23 protein-coding genes and 3 tRNA genes are annotated in these 26,189 nt (G+C 64.8%); 20 read left to right on the plus strand and 6 right to left on the minus strand.

Annotated features, from left to right (window positions below; genetic code table 11):
• Window positions 1-15: 15 nt before the first annotated feature.
• Window positions 16-549, minus strand: a complete 534-nt coding sequence (locus CRO01_RS05540) for an arsenate-mycothiol transferase ArsC (RefSeq protein WP_097008082.1) — start codon at window positions 547-549, stop codon at window positions 16-18.
• A gap of 150 nt (window positions 550-699) precedes the next feature.
• Between CRO01_RS05540 and gpmI the strand changes: the two genes are divergently transcribed.
• On the plus strand, window positions 700-2,214 hold the full coding sequence (gene gpmI, locus CRO01_RS05545; RefSeq protein ID WP_097008083.1) for a 2,3-bisphosphoglycerate-independent phosphoglycerate mutase: 1,515 nt from the start codon (window positions 700-702) through the stop codon (window positions 2,212-2,214).
• A 52-nt stretch (window positions 2,215-2,266) separates the two neighbouring features.
• On the opposite strand, the gene CRO01_RS05550 is transcribed toward gpmI, so the two are convergent.
• The 3 genes from CRO01_RS05550 to CRO01_RS05560 form a co-directional block, all read right to left on the minus strand.
• Entirely contained in the window at window positions 2,267-2,707 is a 441-nt protein-coding gene (locus tag CRO01_RS05550; protein ID WP_097008084.1) for a hypothetical protein, read from the minus strand.
• Window positions 2,708-2,798: 91 nt separating this feature from the next.
• Window positions 2,799-3,521, minus strand: a complete 723-nt coding sequence (locus CRO01_RS05555) for a response regulator (protein ID WP_097008085.1) — start codon at window positions 3,519-3,521, stop codon at window positions 2,799-2,801.
• Between the two features lie 352 nt (window positions 3,522-3,873).
• Window positions 3,874-3,946 (minus strand) — tRNA-Asp (locus tag CRO01_RS05560).
• 116 nt (window positions 3,947-4,062) lie between these two features.
• Here CRO01_RS05560 and CRO01_RS05565 point away from each other — a divergent pair.
• Window positions 4,063-4,449: a pyridoxamine 5'-phosphate oxidase family protein gene (locus CRO01_RS05565; RefSeq protein ID WP_097008086.1), complete on the plus strand. Its 387-nt coding sequence runs from the start codon at window positions 4,063-4,065 to the stop codon at window positions 4,447-4,449.
• A 70-nt stretch (window positions 4,450-4,519) separates the two neighbouring features.
• The gene (locus CRO01_RS05570; RefSeq protein WP_097008087.1) at window positions 4,520-5,140 is read left to right on the plus strand and encodes a VOC family protein; all 621 of its coding nucleotides are present in this window, start codon (window positions 4,520-4,522) and stop codon (window positions 5,138-5,140) included.
• 273 nt (window positions 5,141-5,413) lie between these two features.
• Here CRO01_RS05570 and CRO01_RS05575 read toward each other — a convergent pair.
• A tRNA-Asp gene (locus CRO01_RS05575) sits at window positions 5,414-5,486 on the minus strand.
• A 306-nt stretch (window positions 5,487-5,792) separates the two neighbouring features.
• Between CRO01_RS05575 and CRO01_RS05580 the strand changes: the two genes are divergently transcribed.
• The 9 genes from CRO01_RS05580 (at window position 5,793) to CRO01_RS05620 (ending at window position 17,188) form a co-directional block, all read left to right on the plus strand.
• Window positions 5,793-6,020, plus strand: a complete 228-nt coding sequence (locus tag CRO01_RS05580) for a DNA-directed RNA polymerase subunit H (protein ID WP_097008088.1) — start codon at window positions 5,793-5,795, stop codon at window positions 6,018-6,020.
• Window positions 6,020-7,588: a DNA-directed RNA polymerase subunit B'' gene (locus CRO01_RS05585; protein ID WP_097008089.1), complete on the plus strand. Its 1,569-nt coding sequence runs from the start codon at window positions 6,020-6,022 to the stop codon at window positions 7,586-7,588. The genes CRO01_RS05580 and CRO01_RS05585 overlap by 1 nt, the downstream gene beginning before the upstream one ends.
• A 1-nt stretch (window position 7,589) precedes the next feature.
• Window positions 7,590-9,422: a DNA-directed RNA polymerase subunit B gene (rpoB, locus tag CRO01_RS05590; RefSeq protein WP_097008090.1), complete on the plus strand. Its 1,833-nt coding sequence runs from the start codon at window positions 7,590-7,592 to the stop codon at window positions 9,420-9,422.
• Between the two features lie 3 nt (window positions 9,423-9,425).
• Window positions 9,426-12,377: a DNA-directed RNA polymerase subunit A' gene (locus CRO01_RS05595; protein WP_097008091.1), complete on the plus strand. Its 2,952-nt coding sequence runs from the start codon at window positions 9,426-9,428 to the stop codon at window positions 12,375-12,377.
• Window positions 12,370-13,569, plus strand: a complete 1,200-nt coding sequence (gene rpoA2, locus CRO01_RS05600) for a DNA-directed RNA polymerase subunit A'' (protein WP_097008092.1) — start codon at window positions 12,370-12,372, stop codon at window positions 13,567-13,569. Before CRO01_RS05595 ends, rpoA2 begins: the two co-directional genes overlap by 8 nt.
• 27 nt (window positions 13,570-13,596) lie before the next feature.
• Window positions 13,597-14,022, plus strand: coding sequence for a NusA-like transcription termination signal-binding factor (locus CRO01_RS05605; RefSeq protein ID WP_097008093.1), 426 nt, complete (start codon window positions 13,597-13,599; stop codon window positions 14,020-14,022).
• Window positions 14,023-14,082: 60 nt separating this feature from the next.
• A complete protein-coding gene (locus CRO01_RS05610; protein ID WP_097008094.1) occupies window positions 14,083-15,867 on the plus strand; it encodes an outer membrane protein assembly factor BamB family protein in 1,785 nt (594 codons plus the stop codon).
• A gap of 275 nt (window positions 15,868-16,142) precedes the next feature.
• Window positions 16,143-16,571, plus strand: coding sequence for a 30S ribosomal protein S12 (locus CRO01_RS05615; protein ID WP_097008095.1), 429 nt, complete (start codon window positions 16,143-16,145; stop codon window positions 16,569-16,571).
• Window positions 16,572-16,573: 2 nt separating this feature from the next.
• Window positions 16,574-17,188, plus strand: a complete 615-nt coding sequence (locus tag CRO01_RS05620; RefSeq protein WP_097008096.1) for a 30S ribosomal protein S7 — start codon at window positions 16,574-16,576, stop codon at window positions 17,186-17,188.
• A 65-nt stretch (window positions 17,189-17,253) separates the two neighbouring features.
• Here CRO01_RS05620 and CRO01_RS05625 read toward each other — a convergent pair whose 3' ends face one another.
• Window positions 17,254-18,060: a DUF5781 family protein gene (locus CRO01_RS05625; RefSeq protein WP_097008097.1), complete on the minus strand. Its 807-nt coding sequence runs from the start codon at window positions 18,058-18,060 to the stop codon at window positions 17,254-17,256.
• Between the two features lie 194 nt (window positions 18,061-18,254).
• Between CRO01_RS05625 and CRO01_RS05630 the strand changes: the two genes are divergently transcribed.
• The 8 genes from CRO01_RS05630 (at window position 18,255) to CRO01_RS05665 (ending at window position 26,183) form a co-directional block, all read left to right on the plus strand.
• Window positions 18,255-20,441, plus strand: coding sequence for an elongation factor EF-2 (locus CRO01_RS05630; protein ID WP_097008098.1), 2,187 nt, complete (start codon window positions 18,255-18,257; stop codon window positions 20,439-20,441).
• Window positions 20,442-20,566: 125 nt separating this feature from the next.
• On the plus strand, window positions 20,567-21,682 hold the full coding sequence (locus CRO01_RS05635) for a guanosine monophosphate reductase (RefSeq protein WP_097008099.1): 1,116 nt from the start codon (window positions 20,567-20,569) through the stop codon (window positions 21,680-21,682).
• Window positions 21,683-21,806: 124 nt separating this feature from the next.
• Window positions 21,807-22,376 carry an amino acid-binding protein gene (locus CRO01_RS05640; protein WP_097008100.1) on the plus strand — a complete coding sequence of 190 codons (570 nt, stop codon included), beginning with the start codon at window positions 21,807-21,809 and terminating at the stop codon, window positions 22,374-22,376.
• Complete coding sequence (locus tag CRO01_RS05645) at window positions 22,373-23,329, plus strand: homoserine dehydrogenase (protein ID WP_097008101.1); 957 nt, start codon at window positions 22,373-22,375, stop codon at window positions 23,327-23,329. The genes CRO01_RS05640 and CRO01_RS05645 overlap by 4 nt, the downstream gene beginning before the upstream one ends.
• Before the next feature lie 328 nt (window positions 23,330-23,657).
• Window positions 23,658-24,923 (plus strand): translation elongation factor EF-1 subunit alpha, encoded by a 1,266-nt coding sequence (gene tuf, locus CRO01_RS05650; protein ID WP_097008102.1) that lies wholly within the window; start codon window positions 23,658-23,660, stop codon window positions 24,921-24,923.
• A 1-nt stretch (window position 24,924) separates the two neighbouring features.
• Window positions 24,925-25,233 (plus strand): 30S ribosomal protein S10, encoded by a 309-nt coding sequence (gene rpsJ, locus CRO01_RS05655; protein WP_097008103.1) that lies wholly within the window; start codon window positions 24,925-24,927, stop codon window positions 25,231-25,233.
• A 171-nt stretch (window positions 25,234-25,404) separates the two neighbouring features.
• On the plus strand, window positions 25,405-26,034 hold the full coding sequence (locus CRO01_RS05660; RefSeq protein WP_310731930.1) for a rhomboid family intramembrane serine protease: 630 nt from the start codon (window positions 25,405-25,407) through the stop codon (window positions 26,032-26,034).
• Window positions 26,035-26,111: 77 nt separating this feature from the next.
• Window positions 26,112-26,183 (plus strand) — tRNA-Ala (locus CRO01_RS05665).
• The last annotated feature ends 6 nt before the right edge of the window (window positions 26,184-26,189 follow it).

The raw sequence follows: 26,189 nt of genomic DNA on the forward strand, positions 1-26,189 counted from the left end.
GCGGGGTGCTCCGGTCTACTCGTCGAGCAGTTCGTCGAACAGTTCGTGGACGCGCAACTCGATCTCGTCGCGGATCTCGCGGACGGCGTCGAGATCCTGTCCGTCGGGGTCGTCGAGACCCCAGTCGCGGTTCTCGCCGTTCCACGTCGCCGGGCAGACATCTTGGGCCGAACAGCCCATCGTGATCACGTAGTCGACAGTCTGCAGTTCCTCGGGCGTCACCTCACGGGGCGTCCGATCGCTGAGATCGAAGCCTGCCTCGTCCATCACCGTCACGACCTCCTCGTGGACGTGATCAGCCGGTTGAGTGCCACCGGTGGTAATCTCGATCCGGTCGGCGGCGTCTTGGCGAGGCGACGCCGAGCCAAGGCTCGAAGCGCCTTGCGCTTCGGCGTCCTCGTGAGGCGAAGCCGAACGAGGGCTCGACGAGCTTTGCTCGTCGGCGCCCCGCTGGGCGCGTTCGCGCCGAGCGAAGGCGGTCGCCATCTGGCTGCGGCCGGCGTTCTGGACGCAGACGAACGCGACGTGGGTCGGCTCGGAATCGGTCATCATCGGGTAGTTGTGATACACGTCTCATAAGCGTTCTCTCCGGCGCCTACGGCCGAGTACGGTTGGCGAACGGACGGCTATATAGCCCGAAGCGATCCCCCGCGATTCCGAGGCGAAGAGTAGTTACAACCCCGGCGTCTCCGTGTAGGCATGGACGCTGCGATCGTCGTACTCGACGGCTGGGGAATCGCGGACCACGACCGACTCAACGCGGTCGAAGCCGCCGACACGCCGCACTTCGACCGGCTTGCAGATGCCGGGGCGTACGGACAGCTCGACGTGACGGGGCGTCGCGTCGGCCTGCCGGACGGCCAGATGGGCAACAGCGAAGTCGGCCACCTCAACATCGGCGCCGGCCGAGTCGTCTATCAGGAGTACACCCGGATCAACGACGCCATCGCCGACGGGTCGTTCCAGACCAACGAGGCGATCCAAAACGCCTTCGATTACGCCGACGAGAACGACGGCAAGGTTCACTTCATGGGACTGGTCAGCGACGGCGGCGTGCACTCCTCACAGGAGCATCTCCACGCGCTGATCGGCATGGCCGCCGAGCGCGGCGTCGACGCCGTCACCCACGCCTTCACCGACGGCCGGGACACCGCACCCCACGGCGGCGAGGAGTATCTCGCGGACCTGCAGGAGGTCGTCGACGAGCAGGGCACCGGCGACGTTGCCACCGTCACGGGCCGATACTACGCGATGGACAGGGACCAAAACTGGGAGCGCACGAAGCGTGCGTACGACGCCATCGTAAACCGCGAAGGCGATCACGTCGCCGACTCGGCCGTCGACGCAGTACAGGAGTCCTACGAGCGCGAGACGACCGACGAGTTCGTCGAGCCGACGTGCGTGGAGGGCGCGCCGGCACTGTCGGACGGCGACGGGATCGTCTTCTTCAACTTCCGGTCGGACCGCGGTCGACAGCTCACCCGGATGCTCGCGGACATCCGCCCCGAGTGGGAGTTCGAGACGACGCCGCCGGAGACCGAACTGGTGACGATGACCCAGTACGACAAGACGTTCGACGTGCCCGTCGCGTTCCCGCCCGAACAGCCCGAGGACGTGCTCGGCGAGGTGCTGGCCGACGCCGGCAAGACCCAGCTCCGACTCGCCGAGTCCGAGAAGTACGCCCACGTCACCTACTTCCTCAACGGCGGCCGCGAGGTCGAGTTCGACGGCGAGGTCCGGGAGATCGTCGAGAGCCCGGACGTGCCGACCTACGAGGAGACGCCGGCGATGAGCGCCCCCGAAGTCACCGACACCGCGATCGACGTGATCGAGCGCGAGGACCCCGACGCGATGGTGCTGAACTACGCCAATCCGGACATGGTCGGCCACACGGGCGACTACGACGCCGCCGTCGCCGCGGTCGAAGCCGTCGACGAGCAACTCGGCCGGCTGGTTGACGCGCTCGAAGACGCGGGCGCACACGTGCTGATCACCGCCGACCACGGCAACGCCGACGACATGGGAACGCCCGAGGATCCCCACACCGCCCACACCTACAACGAGGTTCCGCTGGTCTACGTCTCGCCCAAAGGAGATGACGACGGCCGCGACGTGCGCTCCGGCGGGTCGCTCTGCGATCTCGCGCCGACGATGCTCGGGCTGATGGGCGTCGACCAGCCCGAAGTGATGACCGGCGAGAGTCTGCTGGAGTAGACGCGTATCGAACGGCGAAAACGAGTAGCAAACTGCGGCGTCTCGACGGGCGTTACGAGACTGTTACGTCAACATCGACATCGCCGTCGGCGAGACTATCTGCGTCGGGCAGTACGAACCGGAGCGCGAGAAAGCTGACTGCGGCGTATCCGAACGCGACCGCGAGTGGCACGGCCGCCGACTCGATGATGAACATGGCCGCCAGCCCGATGATCGCCGCCGAACTCAACGCGGCGCCGAGGGCACCGGTGTGGACCATTCGACCCCCGGGCAAGGCGTCGGCCGTGATCTCGCCCTCCTGTAGCGCGTTGACCGACAGGATATAGGGGATAAACAGTGCGCCGCCGAGCGCGGCCATGACGCCGACGCCGGCCGCGAACACGGGGTTCTCGAACAGCACGTACGCCACACCGCCAATCGCAACGCCCTCGCCGGCGCCGAAGACCGTTCCGATCACGGGGACCTTTGGAGACGAATCGCTCGCTTGTGTCATACACCAGTCATTCGGGCAGGAGGAAATAAAGCGTTCGACGTGTCGGATCGTTCGACAACTGGATAGGGCTCACAGACAGGCGACTACCTCACTAGAGCTGTCCGTCGAGTTCCGAGACAGCAATGAGAAGCCGACCGTCGTCTAGGGTGGTGACCATCTTCGATTCGGTGAACGTCGAGCCGTCAGCGCGGACGCCGGTGCTGTGGCCCGACCACTTGCCACCCTCTTGGACGACGGGCAGCACGTGCGTGCGAATGTGCTCGACTTCGTCGTCGGGGTGAAGTTCGGACCAGTGTTTGCCCTCGATCTCGTCGGCGTCGTACCGGTAGTACTCGGCGTAGCTCTCGTCGACTTCCTCGAACTGTTCGTCGTGGCCGACGATACCGACGCCGTCGAGTTCGACCGCCTCGTCGGCTTCGAACTCCCCCTCACTATCGATGGCGTGTTCGACGCGTCGGATGAGATGCGTGTACTGCTCCGTTCCGACGCCCTTCTGGAGATAGTCGGTGACGCCCGCACGGATGATTTCGGCCGCGACATCGTTCGGCTCTTCACCCGAAAAGAGCAACAGCGGTAGCTCGGGATGGGTTTCTCTGACCGCACGCAGCAGTTCGATGCCGTTCATCTCCGGCATCCGGTAGTCGCTGATCACGCAGTCGAGTTCCGTTTCGTCGGACCGAATGCGGTCGAGCGCCGCTGCGGGCGACGTTTCGATGCGAACCCGACAGTCGATGCCACTGTCGTCGCGTTCGAGAAACCGTTTGACGAGCTTGCCGAGCTGCGGGTCGTCGTCGACGTGTAATATGTGTACCATCCCCGAGTCAGAACTCACGAGTTGTTTTAACGTATACACCCCAGCTATTTCAAGATTAGACGATGATTGCAGCCGAAAAGTGGCATTAGACAATAGGGAGGTGCGGTAGCAGCGTCTGCACTACACAGTGGTGCGAGCGTGGGGCTCGTGGGCTTTGTTCGCGGCAAAAGAACGCCCGAGGCGAGAGCCGTCAAGTCTCGAACGTCGCCGGAGACAGTGTTGGTGGATTTGAACCCGGTGCGAGACTCGCTTCGCTCGTCTCGCGTGGTTCAAATCCCTCTATCGTCGTTCTCCGAAATCACGCATAACTCGGCGATGAAACGCCTCGCTGGAGAATGTGAGTTCGGAAGAACGCCCGAGGCGGGATTTGAACCCGCGTCACGACCGTGACAGGGTCGTATGATGGGCCACTACACCACCCGGGCTGACTACACTCTTTGTTCCGGGGGGATACTCTTAAGCCTCTCGCATTGAGACGGCACTGCCAACAGTTACCTCGGACGGACCAACGCCCAAGTCGGATGGCGTCGACGTAGCACCCATGGCCACGATACCGGAGGAAGACCGCGACCTGTTCGAGAAAAAGACGTTCGCACACGTCTCGACCACACTGCCGGACGGTGCGCCACACGTCACGCCGGTGTGGATCGACTACGACGCCGAGGAAAACCGGCTGCTGGTCAACACCGAGCGCCACCGCCGAAAGACCAAGAACGTCGAGCACGACCCGACCGTCGGCGTCAGCATGACTGATCCCGACGACCCCTACCGGGCCGTCTCGATCGTCGGCGAGGTTGAGGAAATCACCACCGACGGCGCCCGCGAGCACATCGACGAGCTCTCGCAGCGGTACACCGGCGAAGACTACCAGACGCCGATCCAGAGCGAGCGCGTGCTGCTGAAGATTCGCCCGGATCGCGTGTTCTGAGCGAGCCCGCGTTCGGCATCGACCTGCCGCGACGAACAGCGCTTTGGGTGGCGAGCGCCTACGTTGGTCTATGTCCGACGATGCACCCGACGTTACCGCTGAACGGCCCGACAGCGCGTTCCGCGTGACCGGCACCGACCACATCACGCTCATCGGTAGCAACGAGGAGGACACGATCGAGTTCTACCGCGACCTCCTCGGCATGCCGCTGGTGCTTCGCCAGCCCAACCTCGACGATCCGAACTCGACGCACCTGTTTTTCGACACCGGCGACGGCCGCATCCTGACGTTTTTCGTCCAAGACGGCCGTCAGTCGAACCCCCAACCCCACCGCCACCGCGTCGGGTCGGTGCATCACCTCTCGTTTTCGATCGACCCCGAGGACTTCGTCGACATCAAGGAGTCGCTCGACGACGCCGGCCGCGGCTACAACGAGTTCGACCGCGGCATCTTCCACTCGCTGTACACCCGCGACCACAACGGCCTGACCATCGAACTCTCGACCGACAAGTTCGACGTGCCCGACGACCGCCGCGGCGAGGTGCTGGCGACCGCTCAGCGACTTCGCGTTGAGGACGGCGCCGAGTACGCCGAGGAGCGGCATCTGGAAGCCGCGCTGGAGGAGTTGGGCATCGACGCCGATAAGTACGAACTGCCCGACGCGTCCAGCGGTGTCGGCGGCGTCGAATAGCGGAAGAGGCTGGCGCTTTCTGCTGAGCGGCGTCGCAACTCCGGGAGTGAGTCGAACGCTGTGAGACGAACATCACCGGACACGGCGTCCGGCGGGAGTGAGAGATCCGTTAGATCTCGAACGCCGCCAGAGACAGTGTCGGCGGGATTTGAACCCGGTGCAAGACTCGCTGCGCTCGTCTTGCGTGGTTCAAATCCCTTCGTCACCGCTTACAGATTTCCAGCGCGTTGCTCGGCGATAAACGCCTCGCTGGAAGACTGGAAATCAGAGAAGCGCCCGAGGCGGGATTTGAACCCGCGTCACGACCGTGACAGGGTCGTATGATGGGCCACTACACCACCCGGGCCGTCGAACGCATCCTATCGTTTCCCGGTCTGCATATTAAGACTTTCCAAACGGAGGACGTGTGCCAGAGGGCAACGCGGCGTCGGGGGTCGTGACAGAATGCCCCAAACCCTTTAACTGATCACCGCGTAGACTGGGCCACTGACACGCGCTGCGTTCGACCTCGGTCCGACGCCGTTTGCCCCGCCCCGTAGGGCTCAGTAGACATAAATCTCGTCCTACTTGGCAAGCCTTAAATGCCCGCCCTCACTAGGAGGCTGTAGTATCTCGTGACAGCCGCTTCTCCCCTCGGTCAGACACCCAACACATGGTAGACGTAAGCCAACACGAACTGGTTCCCGAGCACACGGTCGTCGACGAGGAGACTCTCGACGGCGTGCTCGAGGAGTACGACATCGGCCGCACAGACCTACCGAAGATCAAGCGCGTAGACCCCGCCATCCCTGACGACGCCGAAGTCGGGGACGTAGTCAAGATCGTGCGGGACTCACGAACGACGGACCGAGCCGTCACGTACCGACTGGTGGTTGAATAATGGACACGGAAGACAGACGAGAGATTTCGCGGGAGTATTTCGGGAAGGATCGACTCGCAGAACATCACTATCGCTCGTTCAACTCGTTCCTCGACCGAGGAATGCAGGAGGTCGTCGACGAGAAGGAGACGATCGAGACCGACATCGGCGACAAGGAAGGCGAAGAGCCCGTCCACGTCGAGCTCGGCGACGTCCGCATCGTGACGCCCCGAGTTCGGGAGGCCGACGGGAGCGAGGAGCTGCTCTATCCCCAAGAAGCCCGCCTGCGCAACATCACCTACTCGGCGCCCGTCTTCATGGAGATGGACATCGTGAAGGGCGATCCCGAGGAGGGCGAGGATCGGGTCGTCGACAGCACCGAAACCAAGGTCGGCCGGATGCCGATCATGGTCGGCTCGAACAAGTGTAACATCGCCGGCTTCGACGACGAGGACCTCGTCGAGATCGGCGAGGACCCCGCCGACCCCGGCGGCTACTTCATCGTCAACGGCTCCGAGCGGGTGCTGATGACCAGCGAGGACCTCGCGCCGAACAAGATCCTCGCGGAGTACGACAGCAAGTACGGCGACGAGATTCAGGTCGCCAAGACGTTCAGTCAGCGACGGGGGTACCGCGCGCTGGTGCTCGTCGAGCGAACCCGTGACGGTCTGCTCGAAGTGTCGTTCCCCTCTGTGTCTGGCAGCGTCAACTTCGTCACGCTCGTTCGCGCTCTCGGGCTCGAATCCGACGAGGAGATCGTCCACCGCGTCAGCGACGATCCCGAGATCGTGAAGTTCATGCTGGAGAATCTGGAGGCCGCAGACGTCCAGACCACCGAAGAAGCCATCGAGACGCTGGGCGAACGCGTCGCCTCCGGGCAGGGCAAGAACTACCAGCTCAAGCGCGCCAACTACGTCATCGACCGGTACCTGCTTCCCCACCTCCACGAGGACGGCGTCGAGGAGGAAGACGTGCGGATCAACAAGGCGTACTATCTCTGCCGGATGGCCGAAGCCTGCTTCGAGCTCGCGCTCGACCGACGCGAGTCCGACGACAAGGACCACTACGCCAACAAGCGCCTGAAGGTCAGCGGCGACCTCATGAAAGACCTGTTCCGGACGGCGCTGAACAAGCTGGCCCGCGACGTGAAGTACCAGCTCGAACGGGCCAACATGCGTAACCGACAGCTTTCGGTCAACACCGTCGTCCGGTCCGACGTGCTGACCGAGCGGCTCGAACACCCCATCGCAACCGGGAACTGGGTCGGCGGCCGCTCGGGCGTCTCCCAGCTGGTCGACCGCACCGACTTCATGGGCGTTCTCTCGCACCTGCGGCGCCTGCGTAGCCCGCTCTCGCGCAGTCAGCCCCACTTCGAGGCGCGTGACCTGCACGCCACCCAGTGGGGACGTATTTGCCCCTCCGAGACGCCGGAGGGACCGAACTGTGGTCTGGTGAAGAACTTCGCACAGGCCATGGAGCTATCGCAGAACGTCGAGGACGAACGAGAGCTCAAGCGCGAACTGGCGTCGATGGGCGTCGAGGGCATCCCCGGCATCGAGGGCGTCGACCGAACGGCGGAGGGAGACTAACATGAGCCAGCAACAACAGCGAGAAGCGAAAGTATACGTCAACGGCAGTCTGGTCGGCACCCACCCCGACCCCGAACAGCTCGCAGAGCAGATCCGCGAAGCGCGACGCCGCGGCGAAGTCAGCGAGATGGTCAACGTCTCGGTCGACGAGCGTACACGCGAGGTCATCGTCAACGCCGACGCTGGCCGCGCTCGTCGCCCGCTGCTCGTCGTCGAGGACGGCGACACGCTGATCTCCGACGAGGAGGTCGACGCCGTCGAGGCCGGCGAACTGGAGTTCGACGACCTCGTCGAGATGGGGTACGTCGAGTTCATCGACGCCGAGGAAGAGGGCGACATCTACGTCGCCGTCGACGAGGACGACCTCGAAGACGACCACACCCACATGGAGATCGACCCGCAGCTGATCTTCGGCATCGGCGCGGGGATGATCCCCTACCCCGAGCACAACGCCTCGCCCCGCATTACGATGGGTGCGGGGATGATCAAGCAGTCGCTCGGGCTGCCGGCCGCGAACTACCGGATTCGGCCCGACACCCGCCAGCACCTGCTGCACTACCCCCAGCTCTCGATGGTCAAGACCCAGACCACCGAGCAGATCGGCTACGACGACCGCCCGGCGGCACAGAACTTCGTCGTCGCGGTCATGTCCTACGAGGGGTTCAACATCGAGGACGCGCTGGTCATGAACGGCGGCTCGGTCGACCGCGCGCTCGCTCGCTCACACTTCTTCCGGACCTACGAGGGCGAGGAGCGACGCTACCCCGGCGGTCAGGAAGACCGCTTCGAGATTCCCGATCAGGACGTTCGCGGCGCACGCGGCGAGGAGGCCTACACCCATCTCGACGACGACGGACTGGTCAACCCCGAGACCCGAGTCGACGAGAACTCCGTCCTGCTGGGCAAGACGAGCCCGCCCCGATTCCTCGAAGAGCCTGACGACATGGGCGGTCTGTCGCCCCAGAAGCGCCGCGAGACCAGCGTCACGATGCGCAGCGGCGAGAGCGGCGTCGTCGACACCGTCACCCTGATGGAGGGCGAGGACGGCTCGAAGCTCTCGAAGGTATCGGTGCGCGACGAGCGCATCCCCGAACTCGGCGACAAGTTCGCAAGCCGACACGGCCAGAAGGGCGTCGTCGGCCACATCGCACCGCAGGAGGACATGCCGTTCACGCAGGAAGGCGTCGTGCCGGACCTGATCGTCAACCCCCACGCGCTGCCCTCGCGGATGACCGTCGGTCACATTCTGGAGATGATCGGCGGCAAGGTCGGCGCACTGGAAGGACGCCGCGTCGACGGGACGCCGTTTACCGGCGAGGACGAGGACGAACTCCGCGGCTCGCTCGAGGAGCACGGGTTCAAGTCCTCGGGCAAGGAGATCATGTACTCGGGCGTCACCGGCGAGAAGATCGAGGCCGAGATCTTCGTCGGCACGATTTTCTACCAGAAGCTCTACCACATGGTCTCGAACAAGCTGCACGCCCGCTCGCGCGGTCCCGTGCAGGTGCTGACCCGCCAGCCGACCGAGGGGCGTGCCCGCGAGGGTGGGCTCCGCGTCGGCGAGATGGAACGGGACGTGCTGATCGGGCACGGCGCCGCGATGGCGCTCAAAGAACGACTGCTCGACGAGTCCGACCGCGAGTTCATCCACGTCTGTGGCAACTGTGGGATGAGCGCGGTCGAGAACGTCGAACAACAGCGCGTCTACTGCCCCAACTGCGACGAGGAAACGGACATCCACGAGATCGAGATGAGCTACGCGTTCAAGCTCCTGCTCGACGAGATGAAAGCACTCGGGATCGCACCGCGACTCGAACTCAAGGACGCCGTCTAAATCATGCCAGCAAACACCACACCCAAAGAGATCGGAACGATCAGCTTCGGGCTGATGGACCCCGAGGAGTACCGGGAGATGAGCGCGACGAAGATCATCACGGCCGACACCTACGACGACGACGGCTTCCCCATCGACATGGGCCTGATGGACCCCCGCCTCGGCGTCATCGACCCGGGTCTGGAGTGCAAGACCTGCGGTCAGCACTCGGGCTCGTGTAACGGCCACTTCGGCCACATCGAGCTCGCCGCACCCGTCATCCACGTCGGCTTCACGAAGCTCATCCGACGCCTGCTCCGAGGGACCTGTCGAGACTGCTCGCGGCTCTGTCTCGACGAACAGGAACGCGAGGAGTTCAAGGAGCAGCTCACCACGACCGAGAACCTCGGCGAGGACCTCAACGACGTCACCAAGGCTGCGATTCGGCAGGCCCGCAAGAAGGACATCTGTCCGTTCTGCGGCGGCCAGCAGTACGACATCAACCACGAGAAGCCGACGACCTACTACGAGGTCCAGCAGGTGCTGTCGAGCGAGTACTCCGAACTGATCGCCGAGGCGATGCAGGGCGACGAGGAGGAAGACCGCGAACCGACGGCGCCGCCGGAGCTGGCCGAGGAGACCGGCATCGACCTCTCCCGGGTCAACGACATCCTCAGCGGCGAGTTCCGCCCCCGCGAGGACGACCGCGAGGCCATCGAGAAGGCGCTGGACATCGACCTGACCGAGGAGGACATGAACAAGCTGATGCCCAGCGACATCCGGGACTGGTTCGAGGCGATCCCGGACGAGGACATCGAAGTGCTCGGCATCAACGCCGACCGCTCGCGCCCCGAGTGGATGATCCTCACCGTCCTTCCCGTTCCGCCGGTCACCGCGCGGCCGTCGATCACGCTCGACAACGGTCAGCGCTCCGAGGACGACCTGACCCACAAGCTGGTCGACATCATCCGGATCAACCAGCGGTTCATGGAGAATCGTGAGGCCGGTGCGCCCCAGCTGATCATCGAGGACCTCTGGGAACTGCTGCAGTACCACGTCACGACGTTCATGGACAACGAGATCAGCGGGACGCCGCCGGCGCGACACCGTTCCGGCCGCCCGCTGAAGACGCTCTCCCAGCGCCTCAAGGGCAAAGAGGGCCGATTCCGAGGCTCCCTGTCAGGCAAGCGCGTCAACTTCTCGGCGCGTACCGTCATCTCGCCGGACCCGACCCTCTCGCTCAACGAGGTCGGCGTCCCCGACCGGGTCGCAAAGGAGATGACCCAGACGATGAACGTCACCGAGCGGAACCTCACGCAGGCCCGCCGATACGTCTCGAACGGGCCCGAAGGACATCCCGGTGCGAACTACGTCAAACGGCCGGACGGACGCCGCCTCAAGGTAACCGAGAAGAACTGCGAGGAACTCGCCGAGAAGGTCCAAGCCGGCTGGGAGGTCAACCGACACCTGATCGACGGCGACATCATCATCTTCAACCGGCAGCCGTCGCTGCACCGGATGTCGATCATGGCACACGAAGTCGTCGTGATGCCGTACAAGACGTTCCGGCTCAACACCGTCGTCTGCCCGCCGTACAACGCTGACTTCGACGGCGACGAGATGAACATGCACGCGCTGCAAAACGAGGAGGCCCGCGCCGAGGCCCGCGTCCTGATGCGCGTCCAAGAGCAGATCCTCAGCCCCCGCTTCGGGGAGAACATCATCGGCGCCATTCAGGACCACATCTCGGGGACCTACCTGCTGACCAACGAGAATCCCCAGTTCAACGAAACGCAGGCGCTCGACCTGCTGCGTGCGACTCACGTCGACGAGCTGCCCGAGCCGACCGGCGAAGACGACGGGACGCCGTACTGGACCGGCCGACAGATTTTCTCGGAGCTGCTGCCCGACGACCTCGACCTGGAGTTCACCTCCTCTGCTGGCGACACGGTCGTCATCGAGGACGGCCGGCTGACCGACGGAACGATCGACGAGGACGGCGTCGGCGCGTTCGGCGGCGAGATCGTCGACACGATCACGAAGGTGTACGGCGAGACGCGATCCCGGCAGTTCATCAACGAGGTCGCCGCGCTGGCGATGCGCTCGATCATGCACTTTGGCTTCTCGATCGCCATCGACGACGAGACGGTCTCTCACGAGGCCCGCGACCGGATCAGCGAGACGATCGACGACGCTTACGACCGCGTCGAAGAGCTGATCGACACCTACGAGGCCGGCGAGCTGGAGTCGCTGCCCGGCCGAACGGTCCACGAGACCCTCGAGATGAAGATCATGCAGACGCTCGGCAAGGCGCGTGACAACGCCGGGGACATCGCCGAGGAGCACTTCGACGACGACAACCCCGCCGTCGTCATGGCCGAGTCCGGCGCCCGTGGGTCGATGCTGAACCTGACCCAGATGGCCGGCTGTGTCGGCCAGCAGGCAGTTCGGGGCGAGCGGATCAACCGCGGCTACGAGGACCGGACGCTCAGCCACTACAAGCCCGACGACCTCAGCGCCGACGCTCACGGGTTCGTCGAGCACTCCTACACGGAGGGGCTCGAACCGCGGGAGTTCTTCTTCCACGCGATGGGCGGCCGCGAGGGGCTGGTCGACACGGCAGTCCGGACCTCCAAGTCCGGCTACCTCCAGCGCCGGCTGATCAACGCGCTGTCGGAACTGGAGACCCAGTACGACGGCACGGTGCGGGACACCTCCGACACCATCGTCCAGTTCGAGTTCGGCGAGGACGGCACCAGTCCGGTTCGGGTGTCGTCCAGCGAGGACAACGACATCGACGTCGAGCAGATCGCCGACCGCGTGCTCGACTCGGAGTTCGACGGCGAGACGAAGTCCGAGTTCCTCGGCGGCAAGACGCCGGCGACGAACCTCTCGGAACACGCCGATTCGCGGCGTCTGGCCGACGAGCCGCCGACGCGTGAGACGGCAACGGCACCGGAGGTGGACGATGACTGAGCTCCGCGACTACGATGTCGACGACGACATCGAAGCAGTCGTCGAGGACACCGACCTTCCGGTCCGGCTCAGAAACGAAGTGTACGAAGCCGTCGAGGCCCGCGACGACATCACCGTCGAGGAGGCCGACGAGATCGCAAAAGCCGTCGAGACGCGCTATCTCGACACCCGAGTCGACCCGCTCGACCCCGTCGGCACCGTCAGCGCCCAGTCGATCGGCGAGCCCGGAACGCAGATGACGATGAACACGTTCCACTACGCCGGTGTCGCGGAGATCGACGTGACACAGGGACTTCCCCGACTGATCGAGCTTGTCGACGCCCGTAAGGAGCCCGACACGCCGATGATGACGGTGCATCTCGACGACGAGTACGCCGACGACCGCGAGAAGGCCCACGAGGTCGTCTGGAAGATCGAGGCGACGAAGATCCTCGCGCTCGGCGACGTGTCGACGAACGTCGCGGACATGCAGGTCCGGATCGACCTGAACGAGGCCACCCTCGAAGAGCGGATGATCGAGCCCGAGCAGATCGCCGAGACGATCCAGTCTTCGCTGGGCGTCGAGGTGCTCCAGCAGGACGCCGTCATCCAGTTCGGCCCCGAAGAGCCGAGCTACCGCGACCTGCTCCAGCTGGTCGAGGAGCTGCGCGAGATCACGTTCAAGGGGATCGAAGAGGTCTCCCGCGTCGTGATCCGCAAAGAAGAGACCGAGCAGGGCGAGGAGTTCGTCCTCTACACCGAGGGGTCGGCCTTCGGCGACGTGATCGGGATCGAAGGCGTCGACGCCTCCCGGACGACGACCAACAACATCCACGAGGTGTATCGCCAGCTCGGCGTCGAGGCCGCGCGCGAAGCCATCATCAACGAGACGATGGACACCCTCGAAGAGCAGGGCTTGGACGACGTGAACATCCGTCACCTGATGCTGGTCGCCGACATCATGACCAACAAGGGGACGATCGAGTCGATCGGTCGCCACGGGATCTCCGGCAACAAGGACTCCGTGCTGGCACGGGCAGCGTTCGAGGTCACGGTCAACCACCTCCTCGACGCCGCCATCCACGGCGAAGTCGACGACCTCGACGGCGTCACCGAGAACGTCATCGTCGGGAAGCCGATCAAGCTCGGCACCGGCGACGTCGATCTTCGGATGGGCTCGTTCACGCCCGACGTCGGGTCCAGCTCCGACTGATATGACCGCCGCCCCGAGCGCCGAGCCATGACGGTCACCCTCTCGGACACGGCCCGACAGTATCTGGTCGCCTTCGAGGATGTCACCGGCGCCGCGGCGCGGGACTGTGTCGTCGACGAGGACCACGACCGCGTCATCGTGCTGGTCGCCGTCGGCGACATGGGGCAGGCGATCGGTCCGGGCGGCCAGAACGTCGACCGTGCCGAAGAGCGGATCGGGAAAGACGTGAAACTCGTCGAGGACGCCGACACCGCCGAGGACTTCGTCGCCAACGCGCTCGCGCCCGCCGCGGTGTACAACGTCACGATCAGCGAGAACGACGACACCGTCGCCTACGCCGAGGTCGCCGAGGAGGACGCCGGCGTCGCCATCGGCTCGGAGGGCAAGAACATCGACGCGGCGCGAACGCTCGCGGAGCGACACTTCGACGTCGACGACGTGCAGTTGACCTGACGGGCGCAGAACCTGTTTGTATTCCGTAGTATTTTGTCTGCCCGGTCCAAACGGGGAGCCATGCGTGGCCCCATCAACAGCCGGCGGGAGTTTCTCGGCATCGCCGGGACGGCGGCCCTCGGCACGACGATCGTCGGATCGAGCAGTGCCGGCGCCGTCCAGAGCGACGGAAACTGGTCCGCCTATCGAAGCGGCGCGATGCGAACCGGCTACGAGCCGACGAGTGCAGGTATCAGAAGCGACTTCGAAGTCGAGTGGACCGAGCCGACCGGACGCGCGGCACTTGTCGTGACGGACGGAGAGACGGTGTACCTACGCGGCGAGTCACTCGTCGGGGTGACGCGGGACGGCGAGCGGAAGTGGGACAGACAAGCGCCGAGCGGGCGCTGGCAAGACGTGTCCGCCGGCGACGACGGCGTAGTCGTGACGAGTAATAAGACAGTCAGCGCGTTCGGCGCCGACGGCCAGCGGCGCTGGGAGACATCGGTCGATTATCAGAACGTCTTCGTAACCCGACTAGACGACCGACTGTTCGTCGCTGCGACGGACAGCTATCCCACCGAAGCGTCGGCGGGAACGGTGTACGCGATCGATGCCGCGACGGGAGACATCGAGTACTCGACGCAGGTTCCGCGGCTCGGTTGGTATCTGAGCGCGTCGGCTGATCGAGTGTTCGTGACGCAGTTCATCGGGGACGGCGGACAACCGGGCGTCCGTGCGCTCGATCCGGCGACGGGCGAGACGGACTGGACGTGGCAGACCGGCAACGAGCCGACGCTGCTGTTACCGCCGGCGATCGGACACGGACAGTGTTACGTCACCAATCAGGGTTCGCTGGTCGCGCTCGACGCTGCGACGGGGAACGAAGTCTGGAACGAACAGTACGGGCAGAGAGTAGCGCCGCCGGTGCTCACGCCGAATATGCTCTACACTGTCGTCGACCAACAGCTTCTCGCCCTCGATCCGGCGACGGGCGAGCCGAGGTGGCAGCAAGAGACGGGCGGCAGGCTCGCAATCGGCGTCGGCGAGACGCTCTATACGACCGGTGAGGAGGGACTGTTCGCCCACGACCGCGCCACTGGCGAAATAGTGGGAGAGTTCCTCGAGACCGGCGCACAGGGAGTGGTCCCCGTCGGCGACCGACTACTCTTGAGCGCCGACGAGCGCGTGTTCGCGCTGGGCTCCGCCGCAGGCGGGACAGGTGGGAGCGACACCACGGCCGACCACGAGATCTCGGTCGGGCCGGGCGGCGAGCTCGTGTTCGATCCCGAGGAGCTGCGTATCGACCGTGGAGACACGGTGCGGTGGGTCTGGGAGTCCGACAACCACCTCATTCAGTCCAAAGAGATCCCAGCAGCGTCGGACTGGACAGGCAACGAGAACGTAGAAGACGCCGGCTTCGTCTACGAGCACACCTTCGACATCGAGGGTGTCTACGAGTACGCCTGTGCGCCACACGAAGCGATCGGGATGGTTGGAACGCTCGTGGTCGGCAACGCCGACGGCACCGACGGCGACGAGTCCGGTGCAGGCGGAGAGTCTGGTTCGGGGAGCGACGAAACGTCCCCCGACGGGAACAGCGGAACGAGCGACGACGACAGTCTGCTCGGCGGTGACGACGAAACCGATAGCGGACCGAGCGACGAGAGTCCCGAGGACGAAACCCCGACGGACGACCAGTCGGACAACGAGACGGCACTGTTGCCGGGCGGCGAGAACGGGAGCCAAAGCAGCGGCGCCGACGAGCTGCCCGGGCCGGGGATTCTAGGCGCGCTTGGTGGGCTCGGGGGGACGGCGGGCTGGCTCGCGCGCAAGTCCGAGCGAGACGAGGACGCCGAAGAGTAGACCGAGTCGTCAGCCGTGACGCCGTAGTGGCGACGGCATCGAGCGGCCGGACGCCGCTGCGACCGCGGCATCGAACGATCGAAGCTACTGACCAATAGCACAAAACGGCCGTCGCTGCGCGACGAACAGCACCGTATCGGCGCGCTACGGCGGTCGCGTCGAACTGCGAAACGCGCTCAGATCGCTTTATCGCACCCCCTCAAGGGCGCTGTGGCCGTAACTCCGCACCGCAAAAGGGGACGCTTAAGTGGCTCCGTCGGATAGACGCTGGTACTATGGCGAACGGCAAATACGCCGCGCGGAAGCTCAAGAAGGACCGCCAGAGTCACCGGTGGTCCGACTCGGAGTACGCGCGACGCGAGCGCGGTCTCGGCGAACAGTCTGATCCCCTCGAAGGCGCCCCGCAGGGTCGCGGCATCGTCCTCGAGAAGGTCGGTATCGAAGCAAAGCAGCCCAACTCGGCGATTCGGAAATGCGTCCGAGTCCAGCTGATCAAGAACGGCAAGCAAGTCACCGCATTCTGTCCCGGTGACGGCGCCATTTCGTTCATCGACGAGCACGACGAGGTCACCATCGCCGGTATCGGTGGCGCGAAGGGTCGTGCGATGGGCGACCTCTCCGGTGTCAACTACAAGGTCGAGAAGGTCAACGGCGTCAGCCTGATCGAACTCGTTCGCGGGAACGCGGAGAAACCCGTCAGATAACAATGGCAGCAGAAGACCAGCCCGAACCGGACAAGCCGGCGGGCACCGACGACGACGACGCAGTCGCCAAGCTGTTCGGCGAGTGGGAAGTCACTGGCATCCAGTTCAGCGACCCCAGCACCGAACGGTACATCACGATCACGCCGGTCGCCCACACGATGGGTCGACACGCCTCCAAGCAGTTCCAGAAGTCCGAGATCTCGATCGTCGAGCGTCTCATCAACCGTCTGATGCAGACCGACGAGAACACGGGCAAAAAGCAGAAGGCGCTGAACGTCACGCGTGACGCGTTCGACATCATCCACGAGCAGACCGACGAGAACCCGATTCAGGTGCTCGTGCAGGCCGTCGAGAACAGCGCACCCCGCGAGGAGACCGTCCGCCTGAAGTACGGTGGCATCTCGGTCCCCAAGGCCGTCGACGTCGCGCCCCAGCGCCGCGTCGATCAGGCCCTGAAGTTCATCGCCGAGGGCGTCTACGGCGGCTCGTTCAAGACCTCGACCGACGTCGAGGAAGCGCTCGCGAGCCAGCTGATCGGCGCCGCGAACGACGACGTCAACACGTACGCCGTCAGCCAGAAAGAAGAGAAAGAACGCGTCGCTGCGGCCGCGCGGTAATCTCTCCGCTTCTCTCCGTTTTTCTCGTGTGAGCAGCCGCTGGTCCACTTATCGCGACGACGCCGTCAGTCGGCTGCGCGCCCGCTACCTGCGGCAAACGCCCGCGTGGCGTCGACGAGCGCTTTCCTGTAGTCGCTGGGGTCTGGATCGCGCTGGAGGTTCTTGAAGCGGCGCTTGAACGCCTCGGAGTCGATCGCCGGGGCGTCGCGGGCGGCTGCGTGCGCGAGGTCGTAGAGTCGGTGGTCGGACGACGCGAGGTCGTGTCGCTCGACCATCGCCAGCGCGAAGGCGGCGTTGACTGCCGTGATTTCGGGATCGGTGGCGGCCGTGATCCGACGCGAATCTGGAGTCGACGAACGTTCGACGTGCCGGCCGCCGAACAGGCCCCAAGCAGTGGCGTCGCCCGCGGCATCGGGGCGATCGGCCAGCGCCGACGCGAGCTGGGACTCGAAAAACGAGACCAGTTTGTCCGACGGTCCCAGCGAGAGCGTGATGTCGTCGGCGTAGATGTCTTTCATGTGGTTGGCGATCTGGTAGCACTGGGTGAGCGTGTGACGTTCGACGCTTTCGCCCGCCAACGCGAGAAACAGCGCCTCCTCGGTCGACTGGACGTGAGAGGGGTGTTCCTCCTCGTTCCGGAGCATGTGAGCGAACTCGTGGACCGCGAGTTCGCGGGCCATCGCGCCGGTAGCGGCCTGTCGGGAGATGTTGAGCACGTGCTCGTCGTCGGTGTGCCCGGTCCAAGTACGCTCGTCGGGATTTTCCCTGATTCGGACCGTCACCGGCAGCGCCAGATCGTGCTCGGTCTCGAACAGGTCCCGGGCACTGAGAAAGGGGGCGGCCGGGCCGGTACCCTGAACGTGCAGTTCCATGACTACATCTAGCAAGGCTCGAGGGAGTATTACTCTTGTGACCGTGTCAGGTTGTGCCACGCACGTCTGCGGCGAGACGCCGCTACGAAACGCCGTCGTTCCGCTCCGCTCCACGACGTGCTTCGTGACCGCCTCACACGTTCGGCGGTCACGAAACAGCACCCTTTTGACCCCGCTTGCGATAGGACACGGTAATGGGTAGACGAAAGAAGATCGTCGAACAGTGCGAGCGACTGATGGACGAGCCGGAACAGATCCGGAACATCGCTATCGCCGCACACGTCGACCACGGTAAGACGACGCTGACAGACAACCTCCTCGCTGGCGCGGGCATGATCTCCGACGACACCGCAGGCGAGCAGCTTGCGATGGACACGGAGGAAGACGAGCAGGAACGCGGCATCACGATCGACGCCGCTAACGTCTCGATGACCCACGAGTACGAGGACACCGACTACCTCATCAACCTCATCGACACGCCGGGCCACGTCGACTTCGGTGGCGACGTGACCCGCGCGATGCGCGCCGTCGACGGTGCGCTCGTGGTCGTCGACGCCGTCGAGGGCGCCATGCCCCAGACGGAGACGGTGCTGCGGCAGGCCCTGCGCGAGGGCGTCAAGCCGACGCTGTTTATCAACAAGGTCGACCGCCTCATCTCGGAGCTCCAAGAGGGCCCCGAAGAGATGCAAAAGCGCCTGCTGTCGGTGATCAGCGAGGTCAACGAACTGATCCGCGGGATGACCGACGAGATGGACGACATCGACGACTGGACGGTCTCCGTCGAGGACGGCACCGTCGGCTTCGGGTCCGCTCTCTACAAGTGGGGCGTCTCGATGCCCTCGATGCAGCGCACCGGGATGGACTTCGGCGACATCATGGAGCTCGAACGCAACGACAAGCGACAAGAGCTCCACGAGCGCACGCCCCTGTCGGACGTCGTGCTCGACATGGTCTGTGAGCACTTCCCGAACCCTGTCGACGCTCAGCCCCGTCGTATTCCGCGCGTCTGGCGTGGCGACGCCGACTCGGATCTCGCCGAGGGCATGCGTCTGGTCGACGAGGACGGCGAAGTCGTCCTGATGGTCACCGACATCGGCGTCGACCCCCACGCGGGCGAGATCGCCGCCGGTCGTGTCTTCTCCGGAACGCTGGAGAAAGGTCAGGAGCTGTACGTCTCCGGGACCGCGGGCAAGAACCGCGTCCAGAGCGTCGGCATCTACATGGGCGGCGAGCGCGAGGAAGTGGACCGCGTCCCCGCCGGTAACATCGCCGCCGTCACCGGTCTCAAGGACGCCATCGCCGGCTCCACGGTGTCGAGCACCGAGATGACGCCGTTCGAGTCGATCGAGCACATCTCCGAGCCCGTCATCACGAAAGCCGTCGAGGCCAAGAACATGGACGACCTGCCCAAGCTCATCGAGACGCTGCGTCAGGTCTCCAAGGAGGACCCGACGATCCAGATCGAGATCAACGAGGACACCGGCGAGCACCTCATCTCCGGGCAGGGCGAGCTCCACCTCGAAGTGATCGGTCAGCGCATCGAGCGCAATCAGGGTATCCCGATCAACACCGGCGAACCGATCGTCGTGTTCCGCGAGGCGCCCCAGACCGAGAGCCGCGAGGTCGAGGGCATCTCCCCGAACCGCCACAACCGCTTCTACATCACCGTCCACCCGCTCAGCGACGAGCTGACCGAGACGATCAAGATGGGCGAAGCGTCGATGGACATGCCCGAGCAGGAGCGTCGTGAAGTGCTTCAGGACGCCGGCATGGACAAGGACACCTCCCAGAACGTCGAGCACATCCACGGGACGAACGTCCTGATCGACGACACGAAAGGTATCCAGCACCTCAACGAGACGATGGAACTCGTCATCGAGGGGCTCGAGGACGCTCTCGACGACGGTCCGCTGGCCGCCGAGCCCGTCCAAGGCGCACTGCTGCGTCTTCACGACGCCAAGCTCCACGAGGACACCATCCACCGCGGTCCCGCGCAGGTCATCCCCGCGGTCCGCAACGCCGTCCACAACGCGCTGATCGACGCCGACATCAAGCTGCTCGAGCCGATCCAAGACGTCCGGATCGACGTGCCCAACGACTACATGGGCTCGGCGTCCGGCGAGATCCAAGGTCGTCGTGGCCGCGTCGACGACATGTACCAAGAAGGCGACCTGATGGTCGTCGAGGGCATCGCGCCCGTCGAGGAGATGATCGGGTTCGCCAGCGACATCCGCTCGGCGACCGAGGGGCGTGCCTCCTGGAACACCGAGAACGCAGGCTTCCAGGTCATGGCCGACAACCTCCAGCGCGAGCAGATCATGGAGATCCGCGAGCGCAAGGGCATGAAGCTCGAACTGCCCGAAGCGATCGACTACCTCTAAGCCGTCGACGCTCTCTCCGTCTTTCTCCCGTTTTCGCGGTGCATAGCCGTGCGGCTGCCGCGCCCGTTTCGAGCAGTCACTAACCGAGAGCCTTTTACGTCCGCGCCATCCAGCCACGAGGGGTCATGAACGATATACGCACCGGTCTGAGCTACGGTGACGTGCTCCTCGTGCCGAAGCGCTCGCCAGTCGACAGCCGCAGCGACGTCGATCTCTCGACGACGCTGACGCCGAACGTCGAACTGGAGACGCCGCTGGTCTCGGCAGCGATGGACACGGTCACGGAAGCCGAACTGGCAATCGAACTCTCGCGCGCCGGCGGCATCGGCGTCCTGCACCGGTTCCTCGAACCCGACGAGCAGGCTGCACAGGTCGAGGAGGTTGGCGCGGCAGGCGAGCAGGTCGGCGCCGCGGTCGGCATCGACGAGGACTACGTCGCCCGGAGCGAGGCGCTGGTCGACTCCGGCGTCGACGCGCTCGTCATCGACGTCGCCCACGGACACATGGAGCGGACGATCGACGCCGTCGAGACGCTCGCAGAGACGTTCCCCGAGACGGATCTCGTCGCAGGCAACGTCGCAACGCCGGAAGGCGTCGAAGACCTCGCGGCCGCCGGCGCCGACTGCGTGAAAGTCGGTATCGGGCCGGGGTCGCACTGCACGACGCGGAAGGTCGCAGGCGCAGGCGTCCCGCAGCTAACCGCGGTCGACGACTGTGCCGACGCCGCCGAGGAGGCCGGCGTGACGATCTGTGCCGACGGCGGCATCCGCACGTCCGGCGACGCCGTCAAGGCCCTGATGGCTGGCGCCGACACCGTGATGCTCGGGAGCCTCTTCGCCGGCACCCGAGAGGCCCCCGGTGCAGTCGTCGAGGTCGACGGCGCACGATATAAACGGGCCCGAGGGATGGCGACGACCGCCGCCGCCGAGGAGCGCGACGACAAAGAGGAGAACGTCCGCGCCGACGAGGGCGTCGAGTCGCTGACGCCGTACAAAGGCGAGGTCGGCGATGTCGTCCAAGAGTTCTGTGCCGGCATCCAATCGGGGCTGTCCTACTGTGGCGGTCACACGATCACCGACGCTCGCGCAAACGCCGAGTTCGTCCGCGTCGCCGCCAGCGCCAAAGAACGCGAAGGGTTCCACGCGGACCACGACTGGGAGGGCGTGAGCGTCGACAGCGAAGCGACCGAGTCGACGACGGACGGGTCGTCTACGACCGGCACAGCCCAAAGCGACGACTGATGACAGAAGACGGCGACCCGACGCGTGCACGGATCGAATAACCGAGTTCTTATACCTCCCACCCGTCATGGACGGGTATGACCACGGTCGCCGCACAGACGACGCCGGAGGTGTTCGGGCGCGCATGAGCGACGAAGAGGAAGACGAGGGTGCGCCCAGCACCGACGGCGGCGAAGACCTGCAGGCGTACACCATCCGGCTCGAACTCGTCGACGAGCCGGGCGAACTGCTCAACGCGTTAGAACCGATCTCCGAACGCGGTGGGAATCTCCTGTCGATCTTCCACGAACGTGGCAACCTCACGCCACGCGGCCACATCCCCGTCGAAGTCGACATCGAGTCGCCCCCGGATCGGTTCGAGGAGATCGTCGCCGCGCTTCGGGACGCCGGGATCAACGTCATTCAGGCCGGCGCAGAACGCTACAGCGAGGAGTTGACGGTGCTGCTCGTGGGCCATCTGATCGACACTGACCTCTCAGATAGCCTCCGACGGTTCCAGCAGTGCTCGCAGGCGTCGGTTGTCGACATGTCGCTGTCGGCGCCCGAAGGAACCGAGGAAATGTCGAGCGCGCGTCTTCGACTGGCGACCGAGGCCGACCGGGCCGAGCAAGTGCTCGAAACGATCCGCGAGATCGCCGCAGACAAGGACATCCGCGTGATCGAGCCACAGCTACCTACGGAGGGATCCCAATGAAACTCGCAATTCTCGGCGCCGGTGCAGTCGGTGGATCGGTCGCAGAACTCGCTGGCGGATACGGCCACGAGATCGTCGCTCTCGCGGATTCGAGCAGCGCGGTCGTCGACGAGGACGGCGTCGACACCGCGGCGGCACTCGACCGCAAGGCTGCAAACGGTGCGGTCGGCGGCGACGATCCCGCCGACGCGCTTGCAGCGGACTACGACGCGCTCGTCGAGGCGACGCCGACGACGCTCGGCGACGCCCAGCCCGGGTTCGATCACGTCGCGGCGGCGTTGGAGCGCGATCGCCACGTCGTGCTAGCCAACAAGGGACCCGTCGCCGAACGCTACGGTGAGGTCATGGCACTGGCCGACGACAGCGCCGGCGAGGTGCTGTTCGAGGCGACCGTCGGCGGCGCGATTCCGGTGCTCTCGACGATCTCCGACTTTGGCGCCGGCCAGATCACCGCCGCCCGGGGCGTTCTCAATGGGACGGCGAACTTCATTCTCTCGCGGATGGCCGCCGAAGGGTTGGATTACGAGCACGTCCTCGCGGAGGCCCAAGATCTGGGCGTCGCAGAGGCCGATCCGACCTTCGACGTGGACGGCACCGACGCCGCACTGAAGTGCGTGATCCTCTCGAACGTGCTATCGCGGGGCGAGCGCGAGTACGCTCTCGAGGACGCCGCTGTCGAGGGAATCGAGGAGATTCCCGGGACTGCGCTGGAGTTGGCCGCCGAGGACAATCGGACGATCCGGCTTATCGGCGAGGCGACGCCCGACGGCGTCACCGTCGGCCCGAAACTGGTGCCCAAGAACAGCGCGCTGGCGGTCACGGGTACGCGCAACATCGTCCAGTTCGAGACCGAACACGCCGGCCAGCTGAACGTGAGTGGTCGGGGTGCCGGTGGACCTGAGACCGCGTCGGCGGTGCTGGCTGACGTTGGTCGGTTGCCGCCGCTGGAGTAGGCTGCACGTAGCAGCAGAGCGGATCATTTTGCTGTACGACCGACACACAACAGCGCCGAAACAGCCGCGGCTCAAGTTGGCAATGTCACGTTCTCAATGCGGACCGCAGCGCGTACGACGTTTGTCATGACCGACTTGTCCGGCCGAGTAGCTGCCCGGTTCCATCCCGGTGCAGAACGTTCGCTGAGATGCGCGACCGGGGCATCGGGCGTGTGAGAGACACACAAACCGCAAGAAGGCGCCGGGGGTGGGGGAACACCGTATCGAAATGGTTTTAACCGCCTCGCGGCAAAGAGACGGATATAGCGCCTCTGCGCGTGAGATACCAATGAGCGACGAACAACATCAGAACTTGGCCATCATCGGCCACGTTGACCACGGTAAGAGCACGCTCGTCGGGCGACTCCTGTACGAGACAGGATCTGTCCCGGAGCACGTCATCGAACAGCACAAGGAAGAAGCCGAGGAGAAGGGCAAGGGTGGCTTCGAGTTCGCCTACGTCATGGACAACCTCGCTGAGGAGCGAGAGCGCGGTGTAACCATCGACATCGCCCACCAAGAGTTCAGCACGGACGCCTACGACTTCACCATCGTCGACTGTCCCGGCCACCGTGACTTCGTGAAGAACATGATCACGGGCGCGTCCCAGGCCGACAACGCAGTCCTCGTCGTCGCGGCAGACGACGGCGTCGCACCCCAGACCCAAGAGCACGTCTTCCTGGCCCGTACGCTTGGGATCGACGAGCTGATCGTCGGCGTCAACAAGATGGACCTCGTCGACTACGAGGAATCCAGCTACAAGGAGGTCGTCTCCGAGGTTTCGGACCTGTTCAAGCAGGTTCAGTTCAACTCGGACGACGCTTCCTTCATCCCGATTTCGGCCTTCGAGGGCGACAACATCGCCGAGGAGTCCGACAACACGCCCTGGTACGACGGCGAGATCCTGCTCGAGGCCCTCAACGACCTCAAGCCCCCGGAGCCGCCGACGGACGCGCCGCTCCGACTCCCGATTCAGGACGTCTACACCATCTCCGGTATCGGTACCGTCCCCGTCGGACGTGTCGAGACCGGCATCCTGAACACCGGCGACAACGTCTCGTTCCAGCCCAGCGACGTGGGCGGCGAGGTCAAGACGGTCGAGATGCACCACGAAGAGGTGCCCAAGGCCGAGCCCGGTGACAACGTCGGATTCAACGTCCGCGGCATCGGCAAGGACGACATCCGCCGTGGCGACGTCTGTGGCCCCGCCGAGGAGCCGCCGTCGGTCGCCGAGACGTTCCAGGCACAGGTCGTCGTCATGCAGCACCCCAGCGTGATCACGTCCGGTTACACGCCGGTCTTCCACGCCCACACCGCACAGGTCGCCTGTACGATCGAGTCCATCGACAAGAAGATGGACCCCTCCAGCGGCGAGGTCGCCGAGGAGAACCCCGACTTCATCCAGTCGGGCGACGCTGCGGTCGTCACCGTGCGCCCGCAAAAGCCCCTCAGCATCGAGCCGTCCTCCGAGATTCCGGAGCTCGGTTCCTTCGCCATCCGCGACATGGGTCAGACCATCGCGGCCGGCAAGGTCCTGAGCGTCAACGAGAAGTAAGATGCAACAGGCACGAGTCCGCCTCGCGGGGACCAACCCCGAGGACCTCGACGATATCACCGAGGATGTCCGCGAAATCGCGGACAAGACCGGCGTCGCGCTGTCGGGCCCGATTCCGCTCCCGACCAAGACGCTGGAGATCCCGGCCCGGAAGTCCCCCGACGGAGAGGGGACGGCCACCTGGGAGCACTGGGAGATGCGCGTCCACAAGCGTCTGATCGATCTGGACGCCGACGAGCGCGCGCTCCGTCAGCTCATGCGGATTCAGGTGCCCAACGACGTCAGCATCGAGATCGTCCTCGAGGACTGAAGCGACGGGTGCTCGCACGCCTCTCGCAGGCTGTGCGTCGCCGTCGCCATCCACGCGTTCGATCTCGGCGTCGTTTTCGCTACGACCGGTAGCGACTGCGACGCGGAACCGATCTCGCTCGACTCACGTTTCTCCGATCGTTTTTGTAACTCGCTCTCCTAGATGCGGTACATGCGAACCAGTCCGACGATCGAGACGCTTGGTGTCTTCGCGGTCGTGTTTGCTCTCCAGCAAACGCTCACGCTCGTCGACGCCGGGCTGTCATTCGCACTGTTCGTCCTCTCGGCGCCGCTGGACGTGCGACCTTGGACGGTCGTGACGAGTGTCTACGCCCATACAGGCTGGCAACATCTCCTCTCAAATTCGATCGCACTGGCACTGGTCGGGTTCGCGCTCGAACGCCGGACGACACGCTGGCGGTTTCACACGTTTTTCATCGTCACAGGTGCAATCGCAGGCATCTTTCAGGTCGTGTTCAATCGGCTGCTGTTACAGCTCGGGCTTGTCGAACACCAAGCGCTCGTGCTCGGCGCCAGCGGGGCCGTCTTCGCACTGTTCGGGTACGTGATCGCTGGAAACCGACTCACGGGCGGGCTGCTCGACCGGATCGGCCTCGATCCACGCTGGCAGGCGTTGCTGTTCGGAGTTGCTGCCGTGCTCGTCACGCTAGCGACGGCTGCACCGGGCATCGCGCTGGTCGCTCACTTTGTCGGCGTCCTCCTCGGGTTCGCGGCCGGACGGATGAATCTATTGCGTCCGACCGATCCCGAGCCTGATACACCACCGATGCCGGAGTACTAACGCCGTGGGAAGCACTCGCGCTCGTTCGGCGAAACGCAAGCCTGAAATACCGCCCGCGGGTTATACGTTGATGTCGCGGGCTCGTAGATCAGTGGCAGATCGCTTCCTTCGCAAGGAAGAGGCCCCGGGTTCAAATCCCGGCGAGTCCATCCCGA

Source organism: Natronoarchaeum philippinense, assembly GCF_900215575.1.
In the GTDB taxonomy this organism is placed as follows: domain Archaea; phylum Halobacteriota; class Halobacteria; order Halobacteriales; family Natronoarchaeaceae; genus Natronoarchaeum; species Natronoarchaeum philippinense.

Excerpts from the sequence above, each read along its gene's own strand:
- CRO01_RS05540 (WP_097008082.1), bottom strand. The coding sequence starts at position 549 with ATGACCGATTCCGAGCCGACCCACGTCGCGTTCGTCTGCGTCCAGAAC.
- gpmI (WP_097008083.1), top strand. The coding sequence starts at position 700 with ATGGACGCTGCGATCGTCGTACTCGACGGCTGGGGAATCGCGGACCAC.
- CRO01_RS05550 (WP_097008084.1), bottom strand. The coding sequence starts at position 2,707 with ATGACACAAGCGAGCGATTCGTCTCCAAAGGTCCCCGTGATCGGAACG.
- CRO01_RS05555 (WP_097008085.1), bottom strand. The coding sequence starts at position 3,521 with ATGGTACACATATTACACGTCGACGACGACCCGCAGCTCGGCAAGCTC.
- CRO01_RS05565 (WP_097008086.1), top strand. The coding sequence starts at position 4,063 with ATGGCCACGATACCGGAGGAAGACCGCGACCTGTTCGAGAAAAAGACG.
- CRO01_RS05570 (WP_097008087.1), top strand. The coding sequence starts at position 4,520 with ATGTCCGACGATGCACCCGACGTTACCGCTGAACGGCCCGACAGCGCG.
- CRO01_RS05580 (WP_097008088.1), top strand. The coding sequence starts at position 5,793 with ATGGTAGACGTAAGCCAACACGAACTGGTTCCCGAGCACACGGTCGTC.
- CRO01_RS05585 (WP_097008089.1), top strand. The coding sequence starts at position 6,020 with ATGGACACGGAAGACAGACGAGAGATTTCGCGGGAGTATTTCGGGAAG.
- rpoB (WP_097008090.1), top strand. The coding sequence starts at position 7,590 with ATGAGCCAGCAACAACAGCGAGAAGCGAAAGTATACGTCAACGGCAGT.
- CRO01_RS05595 (WP_097008091.1), top strand. The coding sequence starts at position 9,426 with ATGCCAGCAAACACCACACCCAAAGAGATCGGAACGATCAGCTTCGGG.
- rpoA2 (WP_097008092.1), top strand. The coding sequence starts at position 12,370 with ATGACTGAGCTCCGCGACTACGATGTCGACGACGACATCGAAGCAGTC.
- CRO01_RS05605 (WP_097008093.1), top strand. The coding sequence starts at position 13,597 with ATGACGGTCACCCTCTCGGACACGGCCCGACAGTATCTGGTCGCCTTC.
- CRO01_RS05610 (WP_097008094.1), top strand. The coding sequence starts at position 14,083 with ATGCGTGGCCCCATCAACAGCCGGCGGGAGTTTCTCGGCATCGCCGGG.
- CRO01_RS05615 (WP_097008095.1), top strand. The coding sequence starts at position 16,143 with ATGGCGAACGGCAAATACGCCGCGCGGAAGCTCAAGAAGGACCGCCAG.
- CRO01_RS05620 (WP_097008096.1), top strand. The coding sequence starts at position 16,574 with ATGGCAGCAGAAGACCAGCCCGAACCGGACAAGCCGGCGGGCACCGAC.
- CRO01_RS05625 (WP_097008097.1), bottom strand. The coding sequence starts at position 18,060 with ATGGAACTGCACGTTCAGGGTACCGGCCCGGCCGCCCCCTTTCTCAGT.
- CRO01_RS05630 (WP_097008098.1), top strand. The coding sequence starts at position 18,255 with ATGGGTAGACGAAAGAAGATCGTCGAACAGTGCGAGCGACTGATGGAC.
- CRO01_RS05635 (WP_097008099.1), top strand. The coding sequence starts at position 20,567 with ATGAACGATATACGCACCGGTCTGAGCTACGGTGACGTGCTCCTCGTG.
- CRO01_RS05640 (WP_097008100.1), top strand. The coding sequence starts at position 21,807 with ATGAGCGACGAAGAGGAAGACGAGGGTGCGCCCAGCACCGACGGCGGC.
- CRO01_RS05645 (WP_097008101.1), top strand. The coding sequence starts at position 22,373 with ATGAAACTCGCAATTCTCGGCGCCGGTGCAGTCGGTGGATCGGTCGCA.
- tuf (WP_097008102.1), top strand. The coding sequence starts at position 23,658 with ATGAGCGACGAACAACATCAGAACTTGGCCATCATCGGCCACGTTGAC.
- rpsJ (WP_097008103.1), top strand. The coding sequence starts at position 24,925 with ATGCAACAGGCACGAGTCCGCCTCGCGGGGACCAACCCCGAGGACCTC.
- CRO01_RS05660 (WP_310731930.1), top strand. The coding sequence starts at position 25,405 with ATGCGAACCAGTCCGACGATCGAGACGCTTGGTGTCTTCGCGGTCGTG.